Source organism: Salinibacillus kushneri (assembly GCF_900111405.1).
Classification (GTDB): Bacteria; Bacillota; Bacilli; order Bacillales; family Alkalibacillaceae; genus Salinibacillus; species Salinibacillus kushneri.
The window spans coordinates 227,421-254,293 of record NZ_FOHJ01000004.1 but is presented as its reverse complement, the minus strand read 5'-3'; the positions used below and the strand labels follow the sequence as shown (position 1 = coordinate 254,293).

31 protein-coding genes and 1 pseudogene are annotated in these 26,873 nt (G+C 36.8%); 26 read left to right on the top strand and 6 right to left on the bottom strand.

The features are described from left to right. The first annotated feature begins 17 nt into the window (after window positions 1-17). From hflX to glnA, 4 genes are all read left to right on the top strand, one after another. Window positions 18-1,265 (top strand): GTPase HflX, encoded by a 1,248-nt coding sequence (hflX, locus tag BMX63_RS07870; RefSeq protein WP_093133774.1) that lies wholly within the window; start codon window positions 18-20, stop codon window positions 1,263-1,265. Between the two features lie 2 nt (window positions 1,266-1,267). Next, window positions 1,268-2,542 (top strand): methionine gamma-lyase family protein, encoded by a 1,275-nt coding sequence (locus BMX63_RS07865; RefSeq protein ID WP_093133771.1) that lies wholly within the window; start codon window positions 1,268-1,270, stop codon window positions 2,540-2,542. A 101-nt stretch (window positions 2,543-2,643) separates the two neighbouring features. Then, complete coding sequence (locus BMX63_RS07860; RefSeq protein WP_093133768.1) at window positions 2,644-3,057, top strand: MerR family transcriptional regulator; 414 nt, start codon at window positions 2,644-2,646, stop codon at window positions 3,055-3,057. 19 nt (window positions 3,058-3,076) lie between these two features. Next, window positions 3,077-4,414, top strand: coding sequence for a type I glutamate--ammonia ligase (glnA, locus tag BMX63_RS07855; RefSeq protein WP_093133764.1), 1,338 nt, complete (start codon window positions 3,077-3,079; stop codon window positions 4,412-4,414). Between the two features lie 53 nt (window positions 4,415-4,467). Here the strand turns inward: glnA and BMX63_RS18655 are convergent, their stop codons facing one another. Next, complete coding sequence (locus BMX63_RS18655; RefSeq protein WP_281242736.1) at window positions 4,468-4,602, bottom strand: hypothetical protein; 135 nt, start codon at window positions 4,600-4,602, stop codon at window positions 4,468-4,470. A gap of 146 nt (window positions 4,603-4,748) precedes the next feature. Then, window positions 4,749-5,372, bottom strand: coding sequence for a transcriptional repressor LexA (lexA, locus tag BMX63_RS07850; RefSeq protein ID WP_093133761.1), 624 nt, complete (start codon window positions 5,370-5,372; stop codon window positions 4,749-4,751). 286 nt (window positions 5,373-5,658) lie between these two features. On the opposite strand from lexA, the gene BMX63_RS07845 reads away from it, so the two are divergent. From BMX63_RS07845 to BMX63_RS07805, 9 genes are all read left to right on the top strand, one after another. Continuing rightward, entirely contained in the window at window positions 5,659-6,315 is a 657-nt protein-coding gene (locus BMX63_RS07845; protein WP_093133758.1) for a YneB family resolvase-like protein, read from the top strand. A gap of 73 nt (window positions 6,316-6,388) precedes the next feature. Then, the gene (locus tag BMX63_RS07840; RefSeq protein WP_093133755.1) at window positions 6,389-6,622 is read left to right on the top strand and encodes a DUF896 domain-containing protein; all 234 of its coding nucleotides are present in this window, start codon (window positions 6,389-6,391) and stop codon (window positions 6,620-6,622) included. Between the two features lie 202 nt (window positions 6,623-6,824). Then, window positions 6,825-8,825, top strand: a complete 2,001-nt coding sequence (tkt, locus tag BMX63_RS07835) for a transketolase (RefSeq protein ID WP_093133752.1) — start codon at window positions 6,825-6,827, stop codon at window positions 8,823-8,825. Window positions 8,826-8,963: 138 nt separating this feature from the next. Next, window positions 8,964-9,389 carry a sporulation inhibitor of replication protein SirA gene (sirA, locus tag BMX63_RS07830; protein ID WP_093133749.1) on the top strand — a complete coding sequence of 142 codons (426 nt, stop codon included), beginning with the start codon at window positions 8,964-8,966 and terminating at the stop codon, window positions 9,387-9,389. Between the two features lie 72 nt (window positions 9,390-9,461). Beyond that, on the top strand, window positions 9,462-9,683 hold the full coding sequence (locus BMX63_RS07825) for a YneF family protein (RefSeq protein WP_093133746.1): 222 nt from the start codon (window positions 9,462-9,464) through the stop codon (window positions 9,681-9,683). A gap of 264 nt (window positions 9,684-9,947) precedes the next feature. After that, entirely contained in the window at window positions 9,948-10,655 is a 708-nt protein-coding gene (locus tag BMX63_RS07820; protein ID WP_093133744.1) for a cytochrome c biogenesis CcdA family protein, read from the top strand. 81 nt (window positions 10,656-10,736) lie between these two features. After that, a complete protein-coding gene (locus BMX63_RS07815) occupies window positions 10,737-11,159 on the top strand; it encodes a Na(+)/H(+) antiporter subunit B (RefSeq protein ID WP_093133741.1) in 423 nt (140 codons plus the stop codon). A 36-nt stretch (window positions 11,160-11,195) separates the two neighbouring features. Then, window positions 11,196-11,558, top strand: coding sequence for a response regulator (locus BMX63_RS07810; protein WP_093133738.1), 363 nt, complete (start codon window positions 11,196-11,198; stop codon window positions 11,556-11,558). Between the two features lie 38 nt (window positions 11,559-11,596). Further along, entirely contained in the window at window positions 11,597-12,082 is a 486-nt protein-coding gene (locus BMX63_RS07805; protein WP_093133736.1) for a CcdC family protein, read from the top strand. A gap of 43 nt (window positions 12,083-12,125) precedes the next feature. Here BMX63_RS07805 and BMX63_RS07800 read toward each other — a convergent pair whose 3' ends face one another. Continuing rightward, entirely contained in the window at window positions 12,126-12,569 is a 444-nt protein-coding gene (locus BMX63_RS07800; RefSeq protein ID WP_093133733.1) for a DUF2621 family protein, read from the bottom strand. 211 nt (window positions 12,570-12,780) lie between these two features. Between BMX63_RS07800 and BMX63_RS07795 the strand changes: the two genes are divergently transcribed. From BMX63_RS07795 to selA, 6 genes and pseudogenes are all read left to right on the top strand, one after another. Next, the gene (locus tag BMX63_RS07795) at window positions 12,781-13,281 is read left to right on the top strand and encodes a hypothetical protein (protein ID WP_093133730.1); all 501 of its coding nucleotides are present in this window, start codon (window positions 12,781-12,783) and stop codon (window positions 13,279-13,281) included. A 77-nt stretch (window positions 13,282-13,358) separates the two neighbouring features. Beyond that, entirely contained in the window at window positions 13,359-14,768 is a 1,410-nt protein-coding gene (gndA, locus tag BMX63_RS07790; protein WP_093133727.1) for an NADP-dependent phosphogluconate dehydrogenase, read from the top strand. Between the two features lie 246 nt (window positions 14,769-15,014). Then, window positions 15,015-16,145: a PAS domain-containing sensor histidine kinase gene (locus tag BMX63_RS07785; RefSeq protein WP_093133723.1), complete on the top strand. Its 1,131-nt coding sequence runs from the start codon at window positions 15,015-15,017 to the stop codon at window positions 16,143-16,145. Window positions 16,146-16,165: 20 nt separating this feature from the next. Beyond that, window positions 16,166-18,070 carry a selenocysteine-specific translation elongation factor gene (gene selB / locus BMX63_RS07780; RefSeq protein ID WP_093133720.1) on the top strand — a complete coding sequence of 635 codons (1,905 nt, stop codon included), beginning with the start codon at window positions 16,166-16,168 and terminating at the stop codon, window positions 18,068-18,070. A 211-nt stretch (window positions 18,071-18,281) separates the two neighbouring features. After that, window positions 18,282-18,476: pseudogene (locus BMX63_RS18735) on the top strand (SelT/SelW/SelH family protein); the annotation flags it as partial. Window positions 18,477-18,551: 75 nt separating this feature from the next. Then, on the top strand, window positions 18,552-19,958 hold the full coding sequence (gene selA / locus BMX63_RS07770) for an L-seryl-tRNA(Sec) selenium transferase (protein WP_342732125.1): 1,407 nt from the start codon (window positions 18,552-18,554) through the stop codon (window positions 19,956-19,958). Here selA and BMX63_RS07765 read toward each other — a convergent pair. After that, window positions 19,944-20,075, bottom strand: a complete 132-nt coding sequence (locus BMX63_RS07765) for a small acid-soluble spore protein P (RefSeq protein ID WP_093133714.1) — start codon at window positions 20,073-20,075, stop codon at window positions 19,944-19,946. The genes selA and BMX63_RS07765 overlap by 15 nt on opposite strands. A gap of 254 nt (window positions 20,076-20,329) precedes the next feature. Between BMX63_RS07765 and acnA the strand changes: the two genes are divergently transcribed. The 7 genes from acnA (at window position 20,330) to BMX63_RS07740 (ending at window position 25,385) form a co-directional block, all read left to right on the top strand. Next, entirely contained in the window at window positions 20,330-23,032 is a 2,703-nt protein-coding gene (acnA, locus tag BMX63_RS07760; RefSeq protein ID WP_093133711.1) for an aconitate hydratase AcnA, read from the top strand. Between the two features lie 114 nt (window positions 23,033-23,146). Beyond that, window positions 23,147-23,746 (top strand): redoxin domain-containing protein, encoded by a 600-nt coding sequence (locus tag BMX63_RS07755; protein ID WP_177167239.1) that lies wholly within the window; start codon window positions 23,147-23,149, stop codon window positions 23,744-23,746. 57 nt (window positions 23,747-23,803) lie between these two features. After that, window positions 23,804-23,950 carry an FbpB family small basic protein gene (locus BMX63_RS17720; RefSeq protein ID WP_143060127.1) on the top strand — a complete coding sequence of 49 codons (147 nt, stop codon included), beginning with the start codon at window positions 23,804-23,806 and terminating at the stop codon, window positions 23,948-23,950. A 133-nt stretch (window positions 23,951-24,083) separates the two neighbouring features. Further along, window positions 24,084-24,224: a small acid-soluble spore protein N gene (sspN, locus tag BMX63_RS17715; RefSeq protein WP_143060126.1), complete on the top strand. Its 141-nt coding sequence runs from the start codon at window positions 24,084-24,086 to the stop codon at window positions 24,222-24,224. 18 nt (window positions 24,225-24,242) lie between these two features. Beyond that, on the top strand, window positions 24,243-24,473 hold the full coding sequence (gene tlp / locus BMX63_RS07750) for a small acid-soluble spore protein Tlp (protein ID WP_093133704.1): 231 nt from the start codon (window positions 24,243-24,245) through the stop codon (window positions 24,471-24,473). A 185-nt stretch (window positions 24,474-24,658) separates the two neighbouring features. Beyond that, the gene (locus BMX63_RS07745) at window positions 24,659-25,081 is read left to right on the top strand and encodes an acyl-CoA thioesterase (protein WP_093133702.1); all 423 of its coding nucleotides are present in this window, start codon (window positions 24,659-24,661) and stop codon (window positions 25,079-25,081) included. Window positions 25,082-25,085: 4 nt separating this feature from the next. Further along, window positions 25,086-25,385, top strand: coding sequence for a hypothetical protein (locus tag BMX63_RS07740; protein ID WP_093134087.1), 300 nt, complete (start codon window positions 25,086-25,088; stop codon window positions 25,383-25,385). A 175-nt stretch (window positions 25,386-25,560) separates the two neighbouring features. On the opposite strand, the gene yidD is transcribed toward BMX63_RS07740, so the two are convergent. Both yidD and folE2 read right to left on the bottom strand, forming a co-directional pair. After that, window positions 25,561-25,803 (bottom strand): membrane protein insertion efficiency factor YidD, encoded by a 243-nt coding sequence (gene yidD / locus BMX63_RS07735; RefSeq protein ID WP_093133699.1) that lies wholly within the window; start codon window positions 25,801-25,803, stop codon window positions 25,561-25,563. Between the two features lie 21 nt (window positions 25,804-25,824). Beyond that, on the bottom strand, window positions 25,825-26,754 hold the full coding sequence (gene folE2, locus BMX63_RS07730) for a GTP cyclohydrolase FolE2 (protein ID WP_093133696.1): 930 nt from the start codon (window positions 26,752-26,754) through the stop codon (window positions 25,825-25,827). Between the last annotated feature and the right edge of the window lie 119 nt (window positions 26,755-26,873).

Below are 26,873 nucleotides of genomic sequence, written 5' to 3'. Positions count from 1 at the left end.
AAAGGAGTTATGATGTTATGAACAATAAGGAACAGGTATTATTAATTGCCTGTCACATTAAAGGGACTAAAGAACAGCGATTTTACACATCCCTTGAAGAACTGAAACAACTGACTGAAACGGCGAATGGAGAAGTTGTTGATGTTATTGTACAAAAACGTGACAAAGTTCATTCTGCACTCTATATAGGAGAAGGAAAGTTGGATGAAATTCAGCAAATGCTAGAAGAGAATCCTGTTGACCTCGTCATATTAAATGACGAGGTATCACCTGGGCAGTTAAAAAATCTAAGTGACCGTCTGAATGCCCGGGTGATTGATCGTACACAGCTTATTCTTGATATATTTGCTGGACGAGCTAAGACAAGGGAAGGAAAGCTTCAGGTGGAGCTTGCACAAATGCAGTATTTACTGCCACGATTGTATGGACAAGGTACTGAAATGTCCCGTTTAGGTGCAGGGATTGGAACGAGAGGACCAGGTGAAACAAAATTAGAAACAGATCGGCGCCATATTAGACGCAGGATAACAGAGATTAAGGAACAATTAGGAGCTGTCGTGAACCAGCGCAGTCAGTACCGTAAACGAAGAAAAGAAAACCAGGCCTTTCAAATTGCCATTGTTGGGTATACCAATGCAGGGAAATCTACATTATTTAACCGTTTAACCAAAAGTGAGTCATTAGAAGAAAACCAGTTATTTGCTACACTAGATCCTTTAACAAGAAGAGTTCGTTTAGCTAATGGGTTTGAAGCCATTATGACAGATACAGTTGGATTTATTCAGGATTTACCTACAACCCTGGTGGCGGCCTTTCGTTCTACGTTAGAAGAGGTAACTGAAGCAGATTTTATTCTTCATGTGGTAGACGGTTCAAATGAAGATTTTCCACATCACGAGCTAACAGTCTATAACCTGTTAGAAGAACTTGGCGCAAGTAGACTGCCAACGTTAACAGTTTATAATAAACGGGATCAATTTCCGGCAGATTTTATTCCGAATTCTCATCCATACATTACGATTAGCGCATTTGACAACCAAGACCTGAATCGACTTCTTGAGAAAATTGAGGAAGTCGTAAAATCAGAATGGAAATATTACAAGTTAAATGTGCCGATTCACGATGGTAGACTATTACACCGAATTAAAAATCATACCATAGTGGAAACAGAAAATTTTGAACCGGACACAGAAGACTTCACGTTAACTGGTTATGTAGATCCAAGTCATCCCATTTATGAACATTATATTAATAAGGAGCAATAATTATGGAAAGAGAAGCAATAAACAAGGCTGTTGAACTAACAGAAACAGAGATCGCGCCATATCATCAACAAGTACAGACCATTGTGGAAGCTAATCAAAGAAAAGTGTTAAATGCTTTTCAGAAGCATCAAGTGAGCGATACCCACTTTAATCCAACTACAGGATACGGCTATGATGATTTAGGAAGGGAGGTATTAGAGAGGGTTTTTGCTGATGTATTTGGAACAGAAGATGCTTTAGTAAGGCCTCAAATCATTTCCGGCACACATGCCATCACATTAAGTTTATTTGGTGTACTAAGACCAGGGGATGAACTTCTTTATATAACCGGCAAACCTTATGATACTTTGGAGGAAATCGTCGGTGTTAGAGGAGAGGGAAAAGGATCCCTTAAGGATTTTCAAATTCATTATCAGCATATTGATTTAAAGGAAAACGGCTATGTTGATTATGACATGGTAAAGGAATCCATCCATGAACACACTAAAATGATTGCGATTCAACGATCGAAGGGCTATGACAATCGCCCGTCTTTTACGGTACAGGAAATGAGGGAAATGATTGATTTTGTGAAGTCAATGAATCCAAGGTGTATCGTTTTTGTTGACAATTGCTATGGAGAATTTGTTGAACTAGATGAACCTACGGATATAGGTGCCGATTTGATGGCTGGATCATTAATCAAAAACCCTGGAGGAGGATTGGCCAAAACAGGTGGTTATATAGTAGGGCGTCAACATTTAATCGAGAAATGTGCCAGTCGTCTCACTGCGCCAGGGCTTGGTAAAGAAGCCGGTGCAACTCTTTACAGTCTTCAGGAGATGTTCCAAGGATTATTTATGGCTCCCCATATAGTAGGAGAATCGTTAAAGGGTGCGATTTTTACGTCACGTATATTAGAAAAATGTGGATTTCATACAAAACCATCATATAAAGAATGGCGAACTGATTTAATTCAGTCAGTAAATTTTCCTGACGAAGAAATGATGGTTGCTTTTTGTCAGGCCATTCAAAAAGCATCCCCTATAAATTCTCATGTTGTCCCTTACCCAAGTCCGATGCCCGGATACGAACATGATGTAATTATGGCAGCAGGGACTTTTGTTCAGGGAGCAAGTATAGAATTATCAGCTGATGGCCCCATAAGACCCCCTTATACAGCTTATATTCAAGGTGGATTGACCTATGAGCATGTAAAAATTGCTGTTATATCAGCTATAGAAACCATGGTGGAAAAGGGTTTTGATATTTCATTTACTCAATCAGTAAGTGGATGATAAAAAAATATGAACATTTTATGTAAAGTTTCCTTACACGTGTTGACAGATAATTGTACGAAAAGTATAATAAATTTAAATTAAAGATTGGAGGTGCTAATATGAGTGATCTCAATCGACGCTCAACGCCTCTTTTCCCAATGAGCATCATTACTTCTTTGACTGATTTAACAGCGAGACAAATCCGTTATTATGAGGAAAATGGATTAGTACACCCTGCACGCTCCAAAGGCAATCGTCGTTTATTTTCCTTTAACGATGTTGATCGTTTACTGGAAATAAAGGATTTAATTGATAAGGGAGTAAACTTAGCAGGTATCAAAGAGATGCTTTCTAACAAAACCACCAAGACAGAAACAGAAGAAGTACCTAAAGAAGAGAAACTGGAAGTGGAAGTAAAACAAGCGTTATCCGACAGAGAATTACGAAATCTTCTGCGTAAGGAATTGTTAGAGGCGGGAAGGTTGAACAAGAATTCGTTAAGACAGGGAGAATTATCAAGATTCTTCCATTAAAAAATATAGGAGGATACTTATGGGGACAAAATTTACAAGAGAAGAGATTTTAAAAAGGATTGAAGAAGAAGATGTAAAATTTATTCGCTTACAATTCACAGATTTGCTTGGGACTATTAAAAATGTTGAAATCCCATTAAGCCAATTGGAAAAAGCACTGGATAACAAAATCACTTTTGATGGATCATCCATTGAAGGATTTGTGCGCATTGAAGAATCAGATATGCTGCTCTATCCAGATTTAGATACGTTTGTTGTATTCCCTTGGACTTCTGAGAAAGGTAAAGTAGCACGTTTCATTTGTGATATCTATAATCCGGATGGGACACCTTTTGAAGGATGCCCACGTTACAACTTAAAGAAAAATGTTGAGAAAATGGAAGAGTTAGGTTTTAATGCATTCAATATCGGTACTGAACCAGAATTTTTCTTATTTAAATTGGATGAAAAAGATGAACCAACAATGGAATTAAACGATAAAGGCGGATATTTTGACTTAGCGCCTACTGACTTGGGTGAGAACTGCCGTCGCGATATTGTATTAGAGCTTGAAGAAATGGGCTTTGAAATTGAAGCTTCCCACCATGAGGTAGCACCTGGACAACACGAAATTGATTTTAAGTATGCTGATGCACTTAAGCACTGTGATGATATTCAAACCTTTAAATTAGTAGTAAAAACCATTGCGAGAAAACATGGATTGCATGCAACGTTTATGCCTAAACCACTATTTGGTATGAATGGTTCTGGAATGCATTCCAATATGTCTTTATTTAAGGACGGTGAAAATGCATTCTATAATTCTACCGGTGATTTAGAATTAAGTAAAACCGCTTATCAATTTATTGCAGGTGTTATAAAACACGCAACAAGCTTTACGGCTGTTACGAATCCAACAGTCAATTCTTACAAACGACTGGTACCAGGATTTGAAGCTCCTAGTTATGTTGCCTGGTCAGGTAAAAACCGCAGTCCATTGATTCGCGTTCCATCTTCACGTGGTTTAAGTACACGAATTGAAGTTCGAAGTGTTGATCCATCAGCTAATCCTTACTTAGCTATGAGTGTATTACTTGCTTCAGGACTTGATGGTGTTAAAAATGATTTAACTGCTCCGGAGCCAATTGATCGAAATATTTATGTAATGGAAAGAGAAGAACGGGAAGAAAAAGGTATTAAAGATTTGCCAGCTACCCTATATGATGCCCTTCAAGAGCTTAAGAGCGACGAAGTGCTTGTAAATGCTTTAGGTGAACACTTGTTTGAACACTTTGTAGAAGCAAAAGAAATCGAGTGGGATATGTTCCGTACACAGGTACATCCTTGGGAAAGAGAGCAGTATTTACAGACGTATTAATTTTACGAATTCCTTGGCGCACAGCGTCAAGGAATTTTTTATACAGTCATAAGTCAACCATCATTATTTCCCTGATTATTACCACTATCAATGGAATTCTTAATCATAAAATGATGAATAATTGTCATTATGATAATCACTATATTTAATCCATTGTTAATTTTAAGTAATCGACTTATCTGATTCATTATTTTCACCACTTTTTTACTTAGTATATGAACGATTTTAAAACCTATACAAACACATCTTTAGCTTATATCCCAAATAATTAGGCCATTACTCATCACCTGATGAATAATGGCCTAATCTATAAAACTATTAATTTGATTTATGATTAGTGAATTTCTCTAAACAGACCAATCACTTTTCCTAAAATGGTTACATCATTAACGATAATTGGTTCCATTGTAGCATTCTCAGGCTGCAAGCGGATATAATCCTTTTCCTTAAAGAAACGTTTAACCGTTGCTTCTTCATCTTCTGTCATCGCTACTACAATTTCACCATTTTGAGCGGTTTGCTGTTTACGAATAATGACGCGATCCCCATCAAGGATACCAGCCTCAATCATACTTTCTCCTTGTACATTTAATACAAATACATCATCTTCAGAAATCGCTAAGTGTTCGGGTACGGGTACATATTCTTCAATATTCTCAATCGCAGTAATTGGTTCACCAGCTGTAACCTTACCAATAACCGGAGCGTATAATGCATCGGTTTTGGGAACATTTTGCGCCTCTTCCAGTTCTAAAACTTCAATTGCTCTCGGTTTGGTAGGGTCTCTTCGAATAAAGCCTTTTTCTTCTAAACGTGATAAGTGTCCATGAACAGTAGAGCTGGATGCAAGACCGACTGCCTGTGCAATTTCTCTAACAGATGGAGGATATCCTTTAGCGGTTACTTGTTCTTTTATGTATTCCAGGATTGCTTCTTGTCTTTTGGATAGCTTGGTCATATTTATCTCACCTCGTACATATATATCAACTGTCTGTATTATAGCATGATTTTCCACATTTAACAAACATTCGTTCGGGAAAAATGTTGACAGGAACAAATGTTCTAGTATAATGGAATTAACAAAGGGCGAACAAAAGTTCTATTAAGGGGGCGGTTTTTATGTTTAATAAAATCTCAAAAATCGACTTAGCATTTTATTCACTTTTTGGACTAACTTTAGTAATCTTATATTATGCATTATCCATTAGCTGAAAAGCTTTTAAAATAGTTAAGAGGTGGAACAATTGAACGCGGTTATCTACTGTCGTGTGAGTACAGACAAAGAAGAACAGACAACATCTATTAAGAGGCAGAAAGAAGAACTCATTCAGTTAGCCAACCAGAATCATTACGAAATTGTAAAAATCATAGAAGAAAAACAAAGTGGATACGAAATCGAGCGAGATGGTATTTTCACGATGCTGGAGCTATTTTCATCAGGCAAAGCTGATGTGCTTTTTATTCAGGACGAAACTAGGCTGGGAAGAGGAAACACAAAAATAGCCTTACTTCATCAGCTTAAAAAGCTGAATATACCTATTTATACGATTTCCCATCAGGGTGAAATTCAATTGTCAGAATCTGACTCCATGGTTTTGCAAATTGTATCAATCGTAGAAGAATATCAACGAAAACTACATAATATAAAAATCAAACGAGGGATGAAAAAAGCGGTATCTGATGGATATCGACCTGAAAATAACCTGTCTAATATTCACGAATCACCTGGCAGAGAGCGTAAAACATTCCCGATTGAAGAAGTTGTTAAACTTAGGAATAATGGGTTAACCTTCTCTGAGATCGCTTCAACATTAAGAGGTATGGGATATGATGTTTCAAAAGCAACTGTTCATAGAAGGTTTCAGGAGTATACGCTTGAAAATCATAACCAATCCATGTAATATTAGAAAGTAAGCAAGTGTCTATTAGGACTCTTGCTTTTTGATTTTTAATGTTCTTTAAAGGAGCGTTTACATGTTATCAAAAGAAAAAATTGATCGTATCAATTATTTAGCTAATAAATCAAAGCAAGAAGGATTAACCAAAGAAGAGAAAGAGGAGCAAAATGAGCTAAGACAAGCTTATTTAAAAAACTTACGGAAATCATTTAAGAGTCAGCTTACTTCTATGAAAGTGGTTGATCCACTAGGGAATGATGTTACCCCGCAAAAAGTAAAAGACGAAAAGGAACGAAAAAAGAAGCACTAAAGGGATTTCAAAAGCCTTATCCATAACTTGTGGATAGGGCTGTTTTTTATTTAATTCAGTATAAAAGTGTACTTTTAATTGATAATAATAAGAGATTTACTCGTACAATCAAAATAACCATTTTGCTTGTATCCGTTGTTTTTTCATTATACGATAAAGATTGAGGAGTACATATTATAGGAGTGAAAGGAGTACTAACGACATGTCCAATACTATTGAAGAAAAATCGATAAATACGATTCGCACATTAGCAATTGACGCTGTTCAAAATGCTAATTCAGGTCACCCGGGAATGCCGATGGGTGCAGCTCCTATGGCATATACATTATGGACTGAATTTATGAATCAAAATCCTAAAAATGCAAACTGGTTTAACCGTGATCGTTTTGTACTTTCCGCAGGTCATGGTTCCATGCTTTTATATGCTTTATTACATTTATCAGGCTATGATGTGACAATGGAGGATATTAAAAATTTCCGTCAATGGGGATCAAGAACTCCAGGTCACCCTGAATTCGGGCACACAAATGGTGTAGAAGCTACAACTGGTCCTTTAGGTCAAGGACTATCAATGGCTGTTGGAATGGCAATGGCCGAGCAATACTTAGCTGGGAAATATAATCGTGAAAACTTTAATATGATTGATCACTATACGTATACCATTTGTGGTGATGGTGATTTAATGGAAGGAATCTCTCATGAGACAGCATCATTAGCGGGGCATCTTAAACTTGGTAAACTTGTCATGCTTTATGACTCGAATGATATTTCCTTAGATGGTGATTTAGATCGTTCTTTTTCGGAAAATGTTCAAGAGCGTTTTGAAGCCTATGGATGGCAGGTTATTCGTGTAGAAGATGGAAATGATTTAGAGGGTATACGTAAGGCTCTTAAAGAAGCTAGGAAAAATACACAGCAGCCTACATTAATAGAAGTTAAAACGGTAATTGGTTTTGGTGCTCCAAATAAATCCGGAAAATCGGATGCTCATGGTGCACCATTAGGTGAGACCGAAATTACACTAACCAAGGAATACTATCAGTGGGAGCATGATACCTTTCATGTACCTCATGAAGTTTATGAGGACTTCAGGCATAAAGTTCAAGAGGATGGTACCCAAAAAGAAACGGAATGGAACGAACGCTTTGCAAAATACAAAGAACATTATCCCGAATTAGCTAAAGAATTAGAAACAGCTATTAGGGGTGAACTTCCTGAAGGCTGGTACAATGACTTACCCGAATATAAAGCAGGTGAGGATTCACCAGCTACACGAGCTGCTTCAGGGTCAGCTTTGAATGCAATAGCTAAACGTATTCCGTATTTTATTGGTGGAAGTGCAGACTTGGCTGGTTCAAATAAGACAACAATTAAGGGTGAGGCTGATTTTTCCCCTAAAGATCATAGTGGACGTAATATCTGGTTTGGCGTACGTGAATTCGGAATGGCAGCTGCGATTAACGGAATGACATTACATGGGGGGCTTAAAGTATTTGGTGGTACCTTCTTTGTGTTTAGTGATTACCTACGTCCGGCTCTTCGACTATCTGCACTCATGAATGTCCCTGTTACGTATGTATTTACACACGATTCTATTGCGGTTGGTGAAGATGGACCGACACATGAGCCGATTGAACAGCTACCATCTTTACGTGCTATGCCAAATCTTTCGTTAATTAGACCTGCTGATGGTTATGAGACCAATGCAGCTTGGAGATTAGCACTTGAAGCAGAAGACCATCCTACGGCACTTGTATTAACCAGACAGGGATTACCAACGCTGGAAGGAACGAAAGAAAAGGCCTATGAAGGTGTGAAGAAAGGGGCTTATGTTCTTTCAAAGGCGGAAAAAGAACCGGATGTCCTTTTACTTGCCTCAGGTTCAGAAGTTCAATTAGCTGTAAAAGCACAACAAGAGTTAAAAACAAAAGACATTGAAGCATCTGTTGTAAGTATGCCTTCATGGGATCGATTTGAACAACAGCCTGATGAATATAAAGAACAAGTCCTTCCTAAGAATGTGAAGAAGCGTTTAGGTATAGAAATGGCTTCTCCGTTTGGTTGGGAGCGTTATGTAGGAGATGAAGGAAGCGTATTGGGCATTAATAGATATGGTGCTTCTGCTGCTGGAGATAAAGTAGTAGCTGAATATGGATTCACAGTAGAAAATGTAGTTAAACGAGTAGAAGATTTACTCAACTAATTTTTTCACTGCGACGCCATAAACTTATGGCGTCGCTTCCTGTTGAAATATCCCTTAATTTTATAAAAATATTCGACTAAAATTGACGGACTTTTTTGATATTTCTGTTAGACTGGACTTTAATAAGGAGGACTAGCTATGCAGAAATTCTCATTATACTTAATTAAGGAGCCTATTGCTGATCAATATTATCATAAAAGTGATATTCTGTATCATTTTTTACGAAGGTATTCATCTTCTGTAGAAGATGAAGTTTATTTAAAGCAATTTCATTTTATTACAGAAAGCATGTTAACAAATGAACTGATTTTGTTTATTCAGCAGCAATATCCAGACCATTCTGTAAGAGTAAGTCCGAATGAGCTATACATAAATTTTCCAGATAATCAGTTTAAAATGACGGTTCAACCCAGAGAATGTATTATTGAGGGAAGTTCTCTACATGAGGTTGAAAAAACCATTTTCGAACATTTAAGATTTTTTTATTCATCATTTTTTGTTATCAATAGAGCAAGCCAACAGTTCGGCTGGTTATCCCCACAGCAAAAAAGCTTGATGATTTAACACGCGACTATTGTCATATGATGCCGTTTTTACTATACTGTATGAGAAACAACACGAAGGAGGAAACGTTTTATGGGTACGTTATGGGTTGTACTTATTGCCATTCTTGCATTAATTGCCGGAGTTGCACTTGGATTTTTTATTGCAAGAAAATACATGATGAACTACTTAAAGAAAAATCCACCAATTAATGAACAAATGCTTCGTACGATGATGATGCAAATGGGACAAAAACCATCTCAGAAAAAGATAAAACAAATGATGCGTTCTATGAACAATCAAATGGACAAATAGGGGTAAATCCTTCTTCACTGGAAGAAGGATTTATTTTAATGTGTAACATATTTTATCCTGCGTGTATTTATACAATCTTCTTGTTCGAATCGTATCCAGACGTTGTTTAATGTACATACTTTTCAAACACAAGGTGTAATTATTATAGAAGGGATTCTTTGTCACACAATTGTCATGTTTGATGGGGCTTGCAAAGATATATGTAATCATTCGTTTGATAGAATAGTTTTGTGATAGTGTTTTCGTTAAAGGAGAGATACGACAATGCTTGAAGATGTAAACATATTATTAGCTTTTGGGGCTGGATTTTTATCCTTTATATCTCCGTGTGTTTTACCTTTATATCCTGTTTTTCTTTCCTACGTAACAGGGATGAGCGTGAATGAATTAAAGTCTGAGAATGCCATGCTGACCAAAAGAAGTTTATTACATACAATTTCCTTTTTAATCGGATTTTCAGCTATATTCGTCGTTTTAGGATTTGCAGCCACTACTTTAGGAGAGCTGTTAATCCAATATCGGGATTATATTCGTCAAGTCGGTGCCATACTAATGGTATTCTTTGGTTTAGTAATGGTTGGTTTATTTAATTTTGAATTTTTAATGAAAGAACGTAAAGTATCATTCAAAAACAGACCAACCGGCTATATAGGTTCTGTTCTGATTGGGATGGCTTTTTCCATGAGCTGGACACCTTGTACCGGACCGATTTTAGCGGCAGTCATCGGTTTAGCGGCAACAAATCCAGACACAGGAGTTATTTTAATGACGGCTTATTCATTAGGCTTTTCTATTCCATTTTTACTTCTATCTTTCTTTATAGGCAAATTAGGCTGGATTAAACGAAATAGTGCCAGAATTGTAAAAATCGGCGGATACATTATGATTGTTATGGGAATAGCACTTTTTTTCGATTGGATGAGAATAATAACCGCTTATTTATCAGGTCTTTTTGACTTTCAAGGTTTTTAATACTATTAGATAAAAAAGTTGTTAAAATGATTAATTTTATATTAAGATAGAATTTAGAAGGAAAACGTAGGGAGGTTTGTCATGAGAACAAACGATTTAATACTAAGAACGACAACAGCGCTTATTGCTTTTATACTCCTCGGTTTTTCCATTTATTTATTTTTAGCCGGACACCAATCACCTGGCGGAGGGTTTATTGGGGGATTGATGACATCTGCAGCCATTGTACTCATGTATATGGCTTACGGTTTAGAGCCCATAGCAAAGATTATTCCGGTTAATTTTAAATTGATGATTCCAGCAGGATTACTAATTGCGGCCTTAACTGGGGTAGGATCGTTTGTATTCGGAGAATCATTTCTAAGTCAAACATATGGACACTTTCATTTGCCACTTTTCGGGGATATCGAACTTGCAACAGCTATGTTATTTGATTTGGGAGTTTACTTAACGGTTATAGGTGTCACGTTAACGATTATGCTAACGATAGCAGGGGATGAATAAAGAGAAATAGATGGGAAATAATGGGGAGAGATTCGTATGGGAAAAGTCCTGATAGTGGATGATGCTCAGTTTATGAGATTAACCTTATCAAATATTTTAACAAAAGGTGGACATGAGGTAGTTGGTGAAGCTGCTGATGGACAGGAAGCGATTGAACTTTATAAGAATTTACAGCCTGATCTCGTTACAATGGATATCACAATGCCAAACTTGGATGGTATGGATGCAGCAGAGGCCATTATAGAAAAAAATCCGGGTGCGAAGATTATTATGTGCTCAGCTGTAGGACAGCAACGAGTGGTCGTACAGGCTATTCAATTAGGAGCAAGAGACTTCATCGTTAAGCCTTTTGATGAATCCCGGGTTTTAGATACTATTGATAGGGTATTAAATGGTTAGGATCAATAAGTAGAGTTCGTACGGAAAGAGTGAAAAAAATGTTCTGGATTGTTTCAAGTACGGTTGTTGCTTTTATAATGGCAACTACAATGATTTTTGTACGAATGAAAGCAGCGAAAAAACCGGCATCCATTAAAAAGATTATTTTGCCTCCTTTATTTATGAGTACGGGAGCATTGATGTTTGTTTTACCTGTATTCCATATTAGTTGGATGCAATTGATAGAGGCTTTTGTTGTAGGTGCGATTTTTTCGGTGTTTTTAATCATGACATCAAAATTTGAAATTCAAGAAGATGACATTTATCTCGTTCCTTCAAAGGCCTTTGTATTGATTTTATTTGGTCTCTTAATTCTTCGATTATTATTAAAAACAATCATTGGGCAAACCATTTCTTTTGGTGAGACTAGTGGTATGTTCTTTATATTAGCCTTTGGTATGATTTTGTCCTGGCGCATAGCCATGCTTATCAAATATTTAAAATTAAAAAAGACGCTCGAACAAAAGAAAAGCATCATGATATAAAGGATATAATTAAGCCCGTTACACGAAAATGTAACGGGCTTAATTAATGGCTCTTATAATTCGGCTCCAAAAGTGATAAGTATGGGGTGTAATCGATGTTTTTTTCATCTAATTTCTTCATTAAAAATTTATGATCACGTTTTGGTGTAGCTAATATGTATCCTTCAATCAGGATATCTTCGGTGATTTTCTTATAATTTCTTTCCAACGCCAATTGTCCAATTTTTCCGGCTATTTTTTGTTTTGCTACATCCCGGAATAACTGGGGAACAGGGGATACTAGTTCATTTAACAAATCCTTCTCCTTGTCTTCCCATAAATGAACGGTTTGTTCAACATAATATTCCTCCCAATCAAGCGTTGATTTTCCATCTTCTTTAGGTAACCGCTTCAAAAACTTTCGAAACATGAAAAATCCGCCAATACCCATTAATCCCAACAATATAAATGTCCAGATAATGATAAAGGTAATAAATAAGTCAGACATGCTCCCACCTACAATTTATTTATGTATTATTTCTCCTTATCTTTATTTAAATAATATAGCATATTTTCTTTTTAAATTCTATAATACCACTTATAGTAAACTATAATAACATTATGTAAATCTATGATATGAAAATTTTAGGTAATAAATCGGTTTAAACTGAATATAGCTTTTTAAGTAGAGTGTACTACAATACAAAAGGGGTAAAATGGTGAAGGGGAAAATGAATGCAGTGGGGTATATTTTGGGTATAATAGGTTTTGGTCTTGGCGAATGGTTATGCTATATAAAGCTTCAAGAGAATGTGAGATTTCCGTTTTCTGAGGAACTGCCGGTTATGATAATTCATTATATTAACCTATTTACGATTTATTTAATGGCTATTCTTTTATTACAATGGAACACGCTGCAAATGATTAGACAGATAAATCATACAGGACCTTTTATGATTCCTTCGAAAGTATTAACACCAATGGTTTTTCTAATCTTTGGAATGGTATATCCTGCCGTCGTTTTTGCGAAGTTTTTTTATTATATCACATTAGGAGAATTCAACTTATATTCAATTATTTTTGTTACTCTGGGATTGCTTTGCCTAACGGAAGCAGTAAAAAAGACTGGATTTACAGAACATGAGCAGGAATATAATCATGTTTTACCCCATGAAACACAAAAAGGACAATCGTCTATTTTGTATTCGTTTAAGGTGTAGTGATACAATAAAATAGAGTTAAGATTTAGGCGTTTTCACCAACATTACAATACATCGCAGAAAGGATTTGAAGGATAATGTCAAAACAACAAATTGGTGTTATTGGGCTAGCGGTTATGGGTAAGAATTTAGCCTTAAATATTGAAAGCAGAGGGTACTCTGTTTCAGTTTATAATCGTACTGCCGAGAAAACCGATGACTTTTTACATAACGAGGCGAAAGGCAAAAATTTTGTCGGGACCAGAAGTGTAGAAGAATTTGTTCAATCACTTGAAAGACCTCGTAAGATTCTTTTAATGGTTAAAGCTGGACCAGCAACTGACACAACCATTGAAGCCTTATTACCACATCTGGATAAAGGGGATATCCTTATTGATGGTGGCAATACCTTATATGAGGATACCATTCGCCGAAACAAGGAGCTTGAGGAAGCAGGTATTCATTTTATCGGTACAGGTGTGTCCGGGGGAGAAGAAGGTGCGCTAAAAGGCCCTTCCATTATGCCAGGTGGACAAAAAGAAGCGTATGATTTAGTGGCTCCTATATTAGAAGCTATCTCTGCCAAAGTGGATGGGGATCCATGTGTAACCTATATTGGTCCCAATGGTGCAGGACACTTTGTAAAGATGGTTCATAACGGTATTGAATATGGGGACATGCAATTAATAGCAGAGGCTTATTACATTTTGAAGCATGTTCTCGGAATGAATGAAGATGAATTACATGAAGTCTTTGCTGAATGGAATAAGGGAGAATTGGACAGCTATCTTATAGAAATCACTGCTGATATTTTTACCAAAGTAGATGATGAGACCGGTAAGCCAATGCTTGACGTTATTCTGGACAAAGCCGGACAAAAAGGTACCGGAAAATGGACGAGTAAAAATGCATTAGATTTAGGCGTGCCTTTACCACTTATTACTGAATCTGTCTTTGCACGATTTATCTCTTCTTTAAAAGATGAACGTGTGAAGGCCAGCAAAACCTTGAATGGTCCTGAAATTTCAGCTTATGAAGGAGATCGACAGGAGCTTATAGAGGCTGTTCGGAAGGCTTTATATATGAGTAAAATTTGTTCATACGCGCAAGGCTTTGCTCAAATGCGTGCTGCCTCCAAAGAATATGGCTGGGATTTAAACTATGGAGATATTGCTATGATTTGGCGCGGTGGCTGCATTATTCGTGCACAATTCTTACAAAAAATCAAAGAAGCCTATGACCGTGAACCAGAATTAGAAAACTTACTCCTTGATTCATATTTTAAAGAAATTGCTGAAGGCTATCAATCTGCATTACGGGAAGTGGTTTCCATTGCTATTCAAAATGGAATATCTGTACCAACCTTCTCTAGTGCTATTGCTTACTTTGACAGTTATCGTTCAGAAGACTTGCCAGCCAATCTTATTCAGGCACAGCGGGATTATTTTGGCGCACACACTTATGAGCGCAAGGATAAAGAAGGAGTTTTCCATACAAATTGGTTATAAACTGATAAAACGTTCCCCTCTGTTAATGGGCAGGGGGGGATTTTTCATAAGGGGACTTAATACCAGTTTCAAATGGATGATTCAGTTGTGCAATAGTTGATTTTTTCTTATTGTAGAGAGATAATAGTAAAAAATAGAAATAAAAATGGAAAATAGGAACACCCTCTTTCAAACATTCATTTATCATAAACAGCTGAAAATGATACTTCTTTTCATTTGATTAATGGAAAGAATGGAGGGAGAAGGATGAAAAAGAGTAATCAAATTATGAATGGAAGTCTACCAGACATTCACCATCATAAAAGTAATGAAGCACTTGTTAAAGATGAGGATTTTCAGCAGGTAGGTATGCTTCCTATACCATTCTTAGAATGGATTGATTCGGAAAGTAATCAAATTTTTTCCGTCAAAGCTATTAATGGGGACTTTTGTTATATTTCCAGCAATATCCATCGAATACTTGGCTATGAAAAAGGAGAGGTTACGCGCACCAATATTCTTTCATGGTTACATCCAGAAGACTACATATATGTACGTTCAAAAGTTCCTGAAGAAACGAACTGTAAGGTCAGGCTAACCTATAGAATTAAGCATAAAGATGGCCATTATATTTGGATCGAATCGGTTATTAGTCGTATACGATACAAAAATGAAGACTATTTTATTGCATATTCTGAAGACATTTCGAAAATGAAGGAAACTACGGAACACTTGGCTCGATCTGAAAAAATGAATGTTGCTGGCCAATTAGCTGCAGGTATTGCTCACGAAATTCGTAATCCATTAACCTCTTTAAAAGGATTTTTGCAATTGATGGAAGCTGGTGTAGATGTCGATGGACAATATTTTAAAATTATGAAGGAAGAAATTGAAAAAATGGAATCAATTACTTCTGAACTATTATATATCTCCAAACCCCAACCCCATCATCGAAAAACCGTATCACTTCAAAGCTTGCTAAATGATGTTTGTACCTTGATGCGTTCCCAGGCAAAGCTGTATGATATTGATATTCACCTTACTACTGAATCTGATCAAATTTTATTGGAATGCGATCCTTCACAAATTAAACAGGTTGTTATCAATCTAATTAAAAATGCTATTGAAGTAATGGAGGAGGGTGGAGTGATTCAGGTAAGAGGCTTTCAAGCAGAATCAAATTTGATTATAGAAGTTCAGGATGAAGGCCCTGGAGTTCCTGAACAGATTTTGGATAAAATTCATGAACCTTTTTTCACTACAAAAGAAAATGGTACGGGTTTAGGGCTTATGATTACCAATCAAATTATAAAAGAGCATCATGGAGATTTGGAAATTTCAAACGCACCTGAAAAGGGTACCATTATACATGTAACGCTGCCAAATCATTCAAGGTAAAAGGAAGTTTGTGATGAAGCATGAATAAACGAAATTACACTATAGGCATGGCCGGACATATTGATCATGGAAAAACTACGCTCACAAAGGCATTAACACAAATTGATACGGATCGCTTGAAGGAAGAAAAAGAGCGAAATATTTCAATCGAGCTAGGTTTTGCCCCTTTGAAGCTGAAAGGAACAGATGCCAACGTATCTATTGTAGATGTACCCGGACACGAAAAATTTATACGTCAGATGATTGCTGGTGTGGCGGGGATAGATTTGGTTATTATCACGATTGCTGCTGATGAAGGTATTATGCCCCAAACGAAAGAGCACATGGCTATTTTATCGCTATTAAACATAAATCAGGCGATTATTGCGATTACAAAAATCGACAAAGTGGATCACGAGCTGTTACAGCTCGTCACTGATGATGTTAAGGAACATTTAACAGAAACCAATTTTAGTCAATCCCCAATTGTTTTTGTCGATAGTCTTTCAGGGGAGGGTATTTCAAATTTGGAGGAGAAAATAGTAGAGTCTTTACAAGAAACTCCTTTACGGAATACTCATAGCCCTTTTCGCATGCCAGTTGATCAAGTATTTACGATGAAGGGGATTGGTTCTGTTGTTCGTGGAACGATTTATGAAGGCTCCCTTCGAAGGGGTGAACGCTTTTTCGTATTGCCTGGTTTGGCAAAAGAAGCCAAAGCAAGACAAATTCAAGTTCATAACCAGGATGTAGAAGAAGCAGTAGCGGGGCAACGTGCCGCCATTAATATCTCTGGTGTTTCAAAAGAGGATTTGGATCGTGGAAATGTGTTAGTTAAAAATCCTGGATATTTTGATGAAACGGATATCATTGATGTATCTCTTCAACTCTTAGGAGATATAAACCACCCTGTTAAGCAACGTACTCCGATTAAACTCCATACTGGAGCAAATGAGGTATATGGAAAAATAGTATTTTTTGATCGAAATGAAGTTCAGCCGAAAAAAGAGGAAATTCTTTGTCAGGTACGTCTGCAAGAGCCTATTGTGGTAAATCGCGGTGATCGTTTTGTCCTGCGTCGTGCAACACCAGTAGAAACTCTTGGTGGTGGTTGGATTATGAATCCCAATGGAGAGAAATATAAATTTGGTTCCCATACCATTCAGAGGCTTCAGCAGCTTAAAGAAGGTTCACCAGGGACTCTTGTTAGGCAGCTGCTTCAAGAAGAAAAATGGCTAAAACAACCTGAACTGATGCGTAAGTTATCCTTCTCTAAAACAAAACTGGATGAAATCCTCCATGAATTAAAAGAAAGTGGGAGAATTGTACAAGTTGAAGGGTATTTTGCCTCATCAATGACTGTTGAAGAATTGTGGAACGATATTTTTGGAAGACTAGAAGATTATCACCATAGTTATCCATTAAAATCAGGAATGAATAAACCTGAACTCTTTCAGTTTAATCAGACACCTAATAAAGTACTTGAATGGTTATTGGACCAATGGACAAAAGAAAAACGTTTAAAGCAATATAAGCAATATATTTCCTTATATTCCTTCTCCCCATCTATGCCATCCCAGTGGAAAAGAAGGATGGAGAATATTATAAACCATTTATATGAGGATCAAATTCAGGTACAGGAATTGGAATTCTATTTAAAGGAAGAAGGGATTCCTGAAGAATTGCATGAGGACTTTAAGACGTTTTTAATTAACCAGCAACTGGCCTATTTGTTAACTGATAAGCACATTATCCATGCGAATGTATTACATGCTGAAGTTAAACGATTAAGTAAACAGACCGAAGAGTACTTTACGCTTAAAGAAGCTAAAGATGTATGGAATGTGTCGCGAAAATATTTAATTCCCTTATTAGAACTTATGGATTCCTTGCAATTTACGGAAAGGGCAGATGGAAACCGTAAATGGATAGGCCGTCCAAACTAAAATTAATTGAACGCCATGCGTAAAATAGAGGATAGCTAATAGAAGGTAGCCCCTCTATTTTTTTATCGCAGGGATTTGGATGTTTTGAATAATACTCCTTACTGTTTGTATTATTACATACGATTGATTAAAATATGAGTAATAAAGGAGTGTTTGTGTTATGACTTTACATATTTCCGTTGAATTTTGTATGATGTGAAACTATGCACCGAAAGCTGCGAGTTTTGCAGACGAATTATTTAGTTATTTTCGACATGAGATAAAAGAGATGAAGCTTATTCCTGGTTCTGGTGGAGTTTTCGAAATTACAGTTAATCATCATAAAATATACTCCAAAAAGGAAGCCGGGCAATTTCCTGATTTTAAACAAATAATCGGGAGGATAGAGGAATTCAATTTTTTGTAAAGCATGCATTCTGTATCTGTGAGGCAGGGCATGCTTTTTAAATCGTTCAACATGGAGGTTATACCAGTGAAAGAGATGCTTAGGCAAATTCCCCCTGTTCATGAGATTCAAAGGAATTCCGACATCATAGCCATACAGGAGCGTCTTGATTTGACAAGAGAAAAAATAAAGCATTGGATACAATTAGAAATTGATGATGTTCGTCACTTAATCCTTGCAAATAAGTTGCAGATAACTCGTGCAGGGGATTTAGAACAGTATATTATTAACCAGGTCAAGAAGAAATGTATAGAGTGGGGAGAGGACAACCTGAAGCCTGCCATAAATGCTACGGGAACCATTTTACATACAAATTTAGGAAGAGCAAGATTGTCAGAAGAAGCCATAGACCATGTAGTTAAAGTAGCTAAACATTATTCGAATTTGGAATATAACGTGACTAAAGGTCATAGAGGCTCAAGACACCAAATCGTAGAAGAGATTATAAAAGAAGTAACAGGTGCTGAAGGAGCACTTGTTGTTAATAATAATGCAGCGAGTGTCTATTTAACTTTACGGGCTTTAGCTAAGGATCATGAGGTGATTGTTTCAAGAGGAGAGCTTGTAGAAATTGGCGGAAGCTTTCGTGTTTCATCTATAATGTCTGAAAGTGATGCAAATTTGGTTGAAGTCGGGACAACGAATAAAACCCATGAATATGATTATTTGAATGCAATTAGCGAACAAACGGCGATGATTTTAAAAGTACATACAAGTAATTTTAAAGTAGTAGGATTTACAGAACAGATTAAAACAAAAAAACTTGCCTCAATAGCGGATCAAAATGATTTGATTTATTATGAAGACTTAGGAAGTGGAGCATTAATTGATTTTAAGGATCAAGGAGTAGGGGATGAACCTGTTGTAAAGGATGTATTAGAAGCAGGGGCTCATCTGGTTTCTTTCAGTGGAGATAAGCTTTTAGGTGGACCGCAAGTCGGTATTATTGCTGGAAAGAAAGAGCTCATTGACCGCTTGAAACAACATCAGCTGGCAAGAGTATTACGGGTAGACAAAATGACATTGGCTGCTTTAGAAACAACACTTAAATCATACGCTAAAGGTACCCAAGCAGCTTTATATCAAATTCCTGCTGTAAGAGATATTTTAAGATCTGCTTCGGAAATTAAAGAACAGGTACAGGCATTTATGAAAAAGAGCCATTTATACACCATGTTTTCGTTTGATATCCGAAATAGTTATGCAACCATTGGCGGGGGGACCATGCCGGAAGAACAAATCGAAAGCATTGGTGTAACGGTACAATGTGAGGTGTTATCTCCTGAAAAACTGGAGAATAGATTGCGTAACCACAGAACACCTGTTATCGGTCGCTTTTTAGATGAACAGCTATTTTTGGACTTTAGGACATTAGATTCATCAGATATTGAACAATTACATCAGACCTTTTCTGAACTTAATCAGGAATTAAAGGTCATGTGATGCTCCTTTTTTCTGTCTGGTATGATTACGGTTCTTTACTTTTTTAGAACCTTTCATAGGCACACCATATGGTTGTTTAGCTTGTCGATTTAACTTTGAATTTTTTTCTTCAGTCAAATGAAATGCCTCCTTTCAACTGTAGGGTATGAAGAGATCTTAATTTATATCCATGATACAGGACCTTTGTTTTTAAGGTTCAAGTCAGCGTAGATAAATGTGAAAAGCAAATGTTTTTAGAAAGTTTTTTAAAAGGTTTTACTTCTTAAACATTTTGATTTAAAATGAGAGTGCATACTGCCAATGGGGATGAAAGTTTAATAGGAAAAGAAGCCAATATGGCTGTACATAATCTATTAGAGGGGGTAAAAGATATGGCAGATAACGCTTTTAATGCGAGAAAGAACTTTGAAATTAATGGCAAAACTTACCACTATTATGATTTGAAAGCGCTAGAGAATGCAGGAATTGGAAAAATCTCTCGCTTGCCTTTTTCTGTACGTGTTCTTCTTGAATCAGTTCTTAGACAGATGGATGGTCGTTTGATTAAAGAAGAACATGTAGAAAAATTAGCAAAGTGGGGAACGAAGGATGGTAATGTAGATGTACCATTTAAGCCATCTCGTGTCATTTTACAAGACTTTACAGGTGTACCAGCCGTAGTGGATTTAGCTTCCTTACGTAAAGCTATGGTAGATATGGGAGGAAGTCCAGACCAAATTAATCCTGAAGTCCCTGTTGATTTAGTTATCGATCACTCTGTTCAGGTTGATAAATATGGATCTGCAGATGCACTAAATTTAAATATGGAGCTTGAATTTGATCGAAATAAGGAACGCTATGAATTCCTTCATTGGGCTCAAAAAGCTTTTGATAATTATCGTGCTGTTCCACCTGCAACGGGTATCGTTCACCAGGTAAACTTAGAGTATCTTGCAAACGTTGTCCATTCTACCGAAAATGAAGATGGTGAGTATGAAGCATTTCCGGATACTCTAGTAGGTACAGACTCTCACACCACCATGATTAATGGCTTGGGTATACTTGGATGGGGTGTTGGTGGTATTGAAGCTGAAGCCGGTATGCTTGGTCAGCCTTCTTATGTTCCAGCACCTGAAGTTATTGGTGTGAAGCTTGTTGGTAAATTCCCGGAAGGTACAACAGCAACCGACTTAGCCCTAAGAGTTACACAAGCACTTCGTGAGAAAAAAGTTGTAGGTAAATTTGTTGAGTTCTTTGGTCCTGGCCTTAGTGAAATGCCACTTGCAGATCGTGCAACAATCTCAAACATGGCACCAGAATATGGTGCAACCTGTGGCTTTTTCCCTGTAGACGAGGAATCTCTGGAATATCTTCGTTTAACCGGACGTACAGAAGAGCAAATTAAACTTGTTGAAACTTATTGTAAACAAAATGAATTATTTTATACACCAGATCAGGAAGATCCTGAATTTACTGACCTTGTGGAAATTGATTTATCTGAGCTTGAACCAAACCTTTCTGGTCCTAAACGTCCACAAGACCGTATTCCATTATCCAAGATGAAGGAATCGTTCAATCAGGCACTAACAGCTCCTGCGGGTAATCACGGATTCGGATTAGATGAAAATGAGAAGGATAAAGAGGCTACCGTTAAGTTCAACAATGGTGATACAACGGTTATGAAGACAGGTGCACTGGCAATAGCTGCTATCACTTCCTGTACAAACACATCTAATCCACATGTAATGTTAGGTGCAGGTTTACTTGCTAAAAACGCTGTTGAAAAAGGACTCGAAGTACCTTCATATGTAAAAACTTCACTAGCACCTGGTTCTAAGGTTGTTACACGTTACTTAGAAGATGCAGGATTAATGGAGTACCTTGATAAACTTGGCTTTAACCTGGTTGGCTATGGCTGTACGACTTGTATTGGTAACTCCGGACCACTTCTTCCTGAAATTGAAGAAGCCATTGCAGAAAGTGATTTAACTGCTGCTTCTGTTCTGTCTGGTAACCGTAACTTTGAAGGTCGTATCCATCCACTTGTAAAAGCAAACTATCTTGCATCACCACCATTGGTTGTTGCCTATGCGCTTGCTGGTACAGTGGATATTGATCTTAAAAATGATCCGCTTGGTAAAGATCAGGATGGTAATGATATTTACTTTAAAGATATATGGCCTTCCAGTGAAGAAGTAAAACAGGAAATTTCCAAGGTTGTTACACCAGAAATCTTCCGTAAAGAATATGAGGAAGTATTTAACTCAAACGAAAAATGGAATGAAATTGATACAACTGATGAACCACTTTATGAGTGGGATGAACAATCTACCTATATTCAAAACCCTCCATTCTTTGAAGGGTTAGCGAAGGACCCAGAAACAGTAAAACCATTAAATGATTTACGTGTAATTGGTAAATTTGGCGATTCAGTTACAACAGACCATATTTCACCAGCCGGTGCAATTCCAAAGGATATGCCCGCAGGTAAATATTTAATTGATAAAGGGGTCTCTCCACGTAACTTTAATTCATATGGATCCCGTCGTGGTAACCATGAAGTGATGATGCGTGGTACATTTGGTAACATTCGTATTCGTAACGAAATCGCGCCAGGTACTGAAGGTGGTTACACAACTTATTGGCCAACAGAAGACATCATGCCAATTTATGATGCTGCCATGAAGTATCAGGAAGATAACACTGGTTTAATGGTTATCGCTGGTAACGATTACGGTATGGGAAGTTCCCGTGATTGGGCTGCGAAGGGTACTAATCTATTAGGTATTAAGACAGTAATTGCAGAAAGTTTTGAGCGAATTCATCGTTCCAACCTTGTTATGATGGGTGTGCTGCCTCTTCAATTTAAAGATGAAGAAGGCATTGAATCTCTTGGTTTAACAGGTAAAGAAACGTATGATGTTCAAATCGACGAATCGGTTAAACCACATGACTTGGTTAAAGTTACAGCCACTGATGAAGAAGGCAATACGAAAGAATTTGAAGTAATTGCCCGTTTTGACAGTGATGTAGAGGTTGACTACTATCGTCATGGCGGTATTCTTCAAATGGTATTGCGTAATAAACTAAAATAAAAAAACTCATGATATGTAAGCACCTCTATAAATAGGGGTGCTTTTCCTTGTATAAAAACACTCATTTGATACAATTGTTAAAGAAACTTATCGATGAAATGGAGCAGGAGACAAATGAAACTTATCAAACGTTTGATTGGACCTGTGATTATATTATTCATGCTTGCCATCGTTATTTATAATTTCACACAAGAACAAACAAAAGAAAAGGATACAAAATCTGATGAAGACTTTAATGATGTTGCAGTAGCTGTACCTGATAAATATGATTCAGAAAACACCACATCTGTAGAGATTGGAAACCCAGCTCCTGACTTTACATTACAAACGATTGATGGCAAACAAGTCCAATTGTCTGACTTTATTGGCCAAAAGGTCATGCTTAATTTTTGGGCAACGTGGTGCAAGCCTTGTCAAAAAGAAATGCCAGAAATGCAGACATTTCATGAAAAGTTCGGAGATAAGATGAAAATATTAGCTGTCAATGTCACAGGTTATGAGACTTCGAAAGACAACGTAAAGGATTTTATTGACGAATTTAATCTAAGCTTTCCTATTCCGCTGGATCAGGATTTAAAGGTGAGTGTAGACCAATATCAATTATTTAATTTTCCCTCAACCTTCTTTATCAATACGAAAGGAGAAGTTGTGGAAAAGTATTCTGGTTCCATTACTTTAGAAACATTAGAAGAAAAAATGAAGCAGCTAAACTAATTCATGTATAATTTCTTTATTCGTTGGAAATATTGTAAATAAAGGAGAGATATTCCAATGAATAAAAAACAAAAGCTTAGTTTTGCTGAAATGTTAGCGTTAGAACGGGAAGAAATCAGACAAAATCCAGAACTAATGGATAAAATTGAACAAAAGCTTGAGGATAAACTCACGTCAAGTACAGTGGAGACAGCTGAAGATTAATATGTAGCTGTCTTTTTCATTTGTAACCAAACGTTGGTATACAGCTATAATCTTACCATTGCCCTTTTTTACATACTTCATCATCATTAACAAAACCTAAGGCTTGTAATACTTCTCAAAAGGGGTTAATAAAATGGGAAATCCAAAAAAGAATTCCGAACAGTACCAACCAAATAAACATGGGCATTTAAGTAAGAGCTTTGATGGAAATAAAGGTCGAAAATACCAGACCAAGGGCAAAGAAGCTGTTTGGATTCAACCCAAAGGCAATTAAACAGAGAGGAGTATGATGATGAGTCATCGCGACAATCAACCAAAACCAGATGATCGTTCAGATAATGTAGAGAAACTTCAGGCAATGGTTCAAAATACGATTGAAAACATGGAAGATGCTGAAGAAACGGCACAATTTGCATCAGGTAATGATCGTGAAGATATCGAGGCAAAAAACGAACGCAGAAGAGAAGCGCTCGAAAGTATGAGAAATGAAATTAAAGATGAGGCACACAATCAACAACGATAAATTGGGTTATAAACCTGCCATTTATGGCAGGTTTTTTTATGGTACGTACGATAGATCAAAATCGACTGGGTCCAGTCCGTACATCGCTAAACAGGTGCCTTCTGCTTTTGTTCATCTTAAAACCTGATAAAATAAAATGGTTATGATAAAATGAGCTTTAGCTTGTCTTACAGGAGGAAATAAACATGAAAGTAGTTGAAACAGATATAAAAGTACGCTACCAGGAAACCGATCAAATGGGTGTTGTATATCATGCAAATTATTTAGTTTGGTTTGAGATTGGTCGTACAGCCTTTTTTGAGGAGCTCGGTTTTCAATATCATGAGATGGAAAAGGAGGAAATTGTAGCACCTGTACTAGATGCGGATATCCAGTTTAAAACACCGGTACGATATGGAGAAAAGGCGATAGTGAGAACGTGGATACATGAATATGATGGGCTTAAAGTTGTATATGCCTACGAAATTCTTAATGGAAGTGGTGAGATATCCGTAACTGGAAAAACCACTCATGTATGTGTGAAGAAGGACACCTTCAAGCCCGTTTCAACACGTAAGAAATTTCCGGATTTACATCAAGCATATTTAGAAGCAAAGGGTGATGAGTAATACCATGGCTTTCGGTGTAAAAAGAACTGAGTTAAAGAAATGGAAACAGGACGTTGAAAGAGGAGAAATCGCATTTCTTACACATTATTGGGTGGATGATCGTTTCCCAAATGCTGATACAGTTACTAAAGCAGGCTGCAAAGATTTGCATAAGCTAAAGTCCTGGGGTAAAAAATATGGCTTAAAATCTGAATGGATCCATAAGGATGAAAAATTTCCTCACTTTGATTTAATGGGTAAATTCCAAAAGGACATCTTAACAGCTGAAAAACAATTTGAACAGATAAAACGATTTAATATTTAGGCCCTGTTGCACATAGGTGTTGATTTCCACACTAGTCAACCTGGTAAAATATCAACAATAAGCTTTTAATGAACACAGCCAATACTTAAAAAAGCTATGTGTGATGTCAAGTCATCACACATAGCTTTTTATTTTACTATATCAGGTTCATCTAAATCATTATACATAACCTTCATCAATTCATCTTCCTGTAATTGCGGTGTTGTTTTTCCGGTACTGGGTCAAACCCTCCCGGATGAAAGGGATGACACTTTAAAATTCGTTTTATCGTTAAATAAGTACCTTTTATGACTCCAAATCTTTTATAAGCTTCCAGTGCATATTCTGAACAAGTGGGCTGGAAGCGACATGTTGGTGCTTTCATTGGTGATATAAACTTGCGATAAAATTTGATAAGTGACATAAACAGATATTTCATATTAGGAACCTTCTAACGATATTAGTCAATCATTTTTGTTTTATCATAATGAATACTCGCCATTGCATCATGTAAGTGAATGGATTCTTCATTCACGCATTTTACATCAAATACTTTTACAAAAGGCATTTCGTATAAATCAGCAGCAACAAGGCGAACAATATCCTCAACAAATCGCGGATTTTCGTATGCTGTTTCTGTAACCATTTTTTCATCCGGACGCTTTAATACTGGATGAATGCGGGCACTTGCATTAGATTCTGCTGCTTCTAATAAGGCCTGTTTCCAATCTATTTCCTCTTCGTCAAAATCATCTGTTAAATCCGTAACCATTGATACCTTCCCGCGCTGGTTATGTGCACTATATTCACTAATTTCTTTTGAACATGGGCAAAGAGTAGTAATGGTTCCTTCTAAAGATACTTTTATATCGAAATCTTCCTCAGCATGATATTCCACTCGAATGGAAGCTGTAGCATGATTCATTCCTGGAAGTTCAGAATCAGGTCCCTTACGCTCAAAGAACCAGGGGAAGGTAACCTCCATCGTTGCATCCTTTTGCTTTAGACGCTCGGCCAGTTCTTTGGTAAAGCTCTTCATCATTTTAATGTCAAGGGTAAAGCCATTTTCATAATAGCGATTTAATTGCTCCGTAAAACGGCTCATATTTGTTCCTTTACTTTCCTGACGAATACTGGAGGAAAAAGTAAAAGTTCCAATAGTTGTCTGGTTATACGGCTTCATTTTACTATGAATCACAATCGGATGCTTAACATTTTGAATACCAACAGCATCTAATTCAAAAAGAAAATCTTTGTTGGTATTTTGGAGATCTGGCATTTTATCTTTTTCTGTTGGTTTTGTTCTGGGACCAGGAGGAACTGAACCAAACAGTTGATGTCTTTCCTTTTTGGAAGGTAGTTGTTTCTTTTGTTTTTGTACTTTAGACATATCAAAGACTCCTTTCAGCCTCTAGTAGTATATCCATAATAGTGTTGTGTGTTTTTTACTGTGAAGCTTCTTCATTCTTTTCATAAAAGAAGCATTTTAAAAAAGTATACATTATCCCT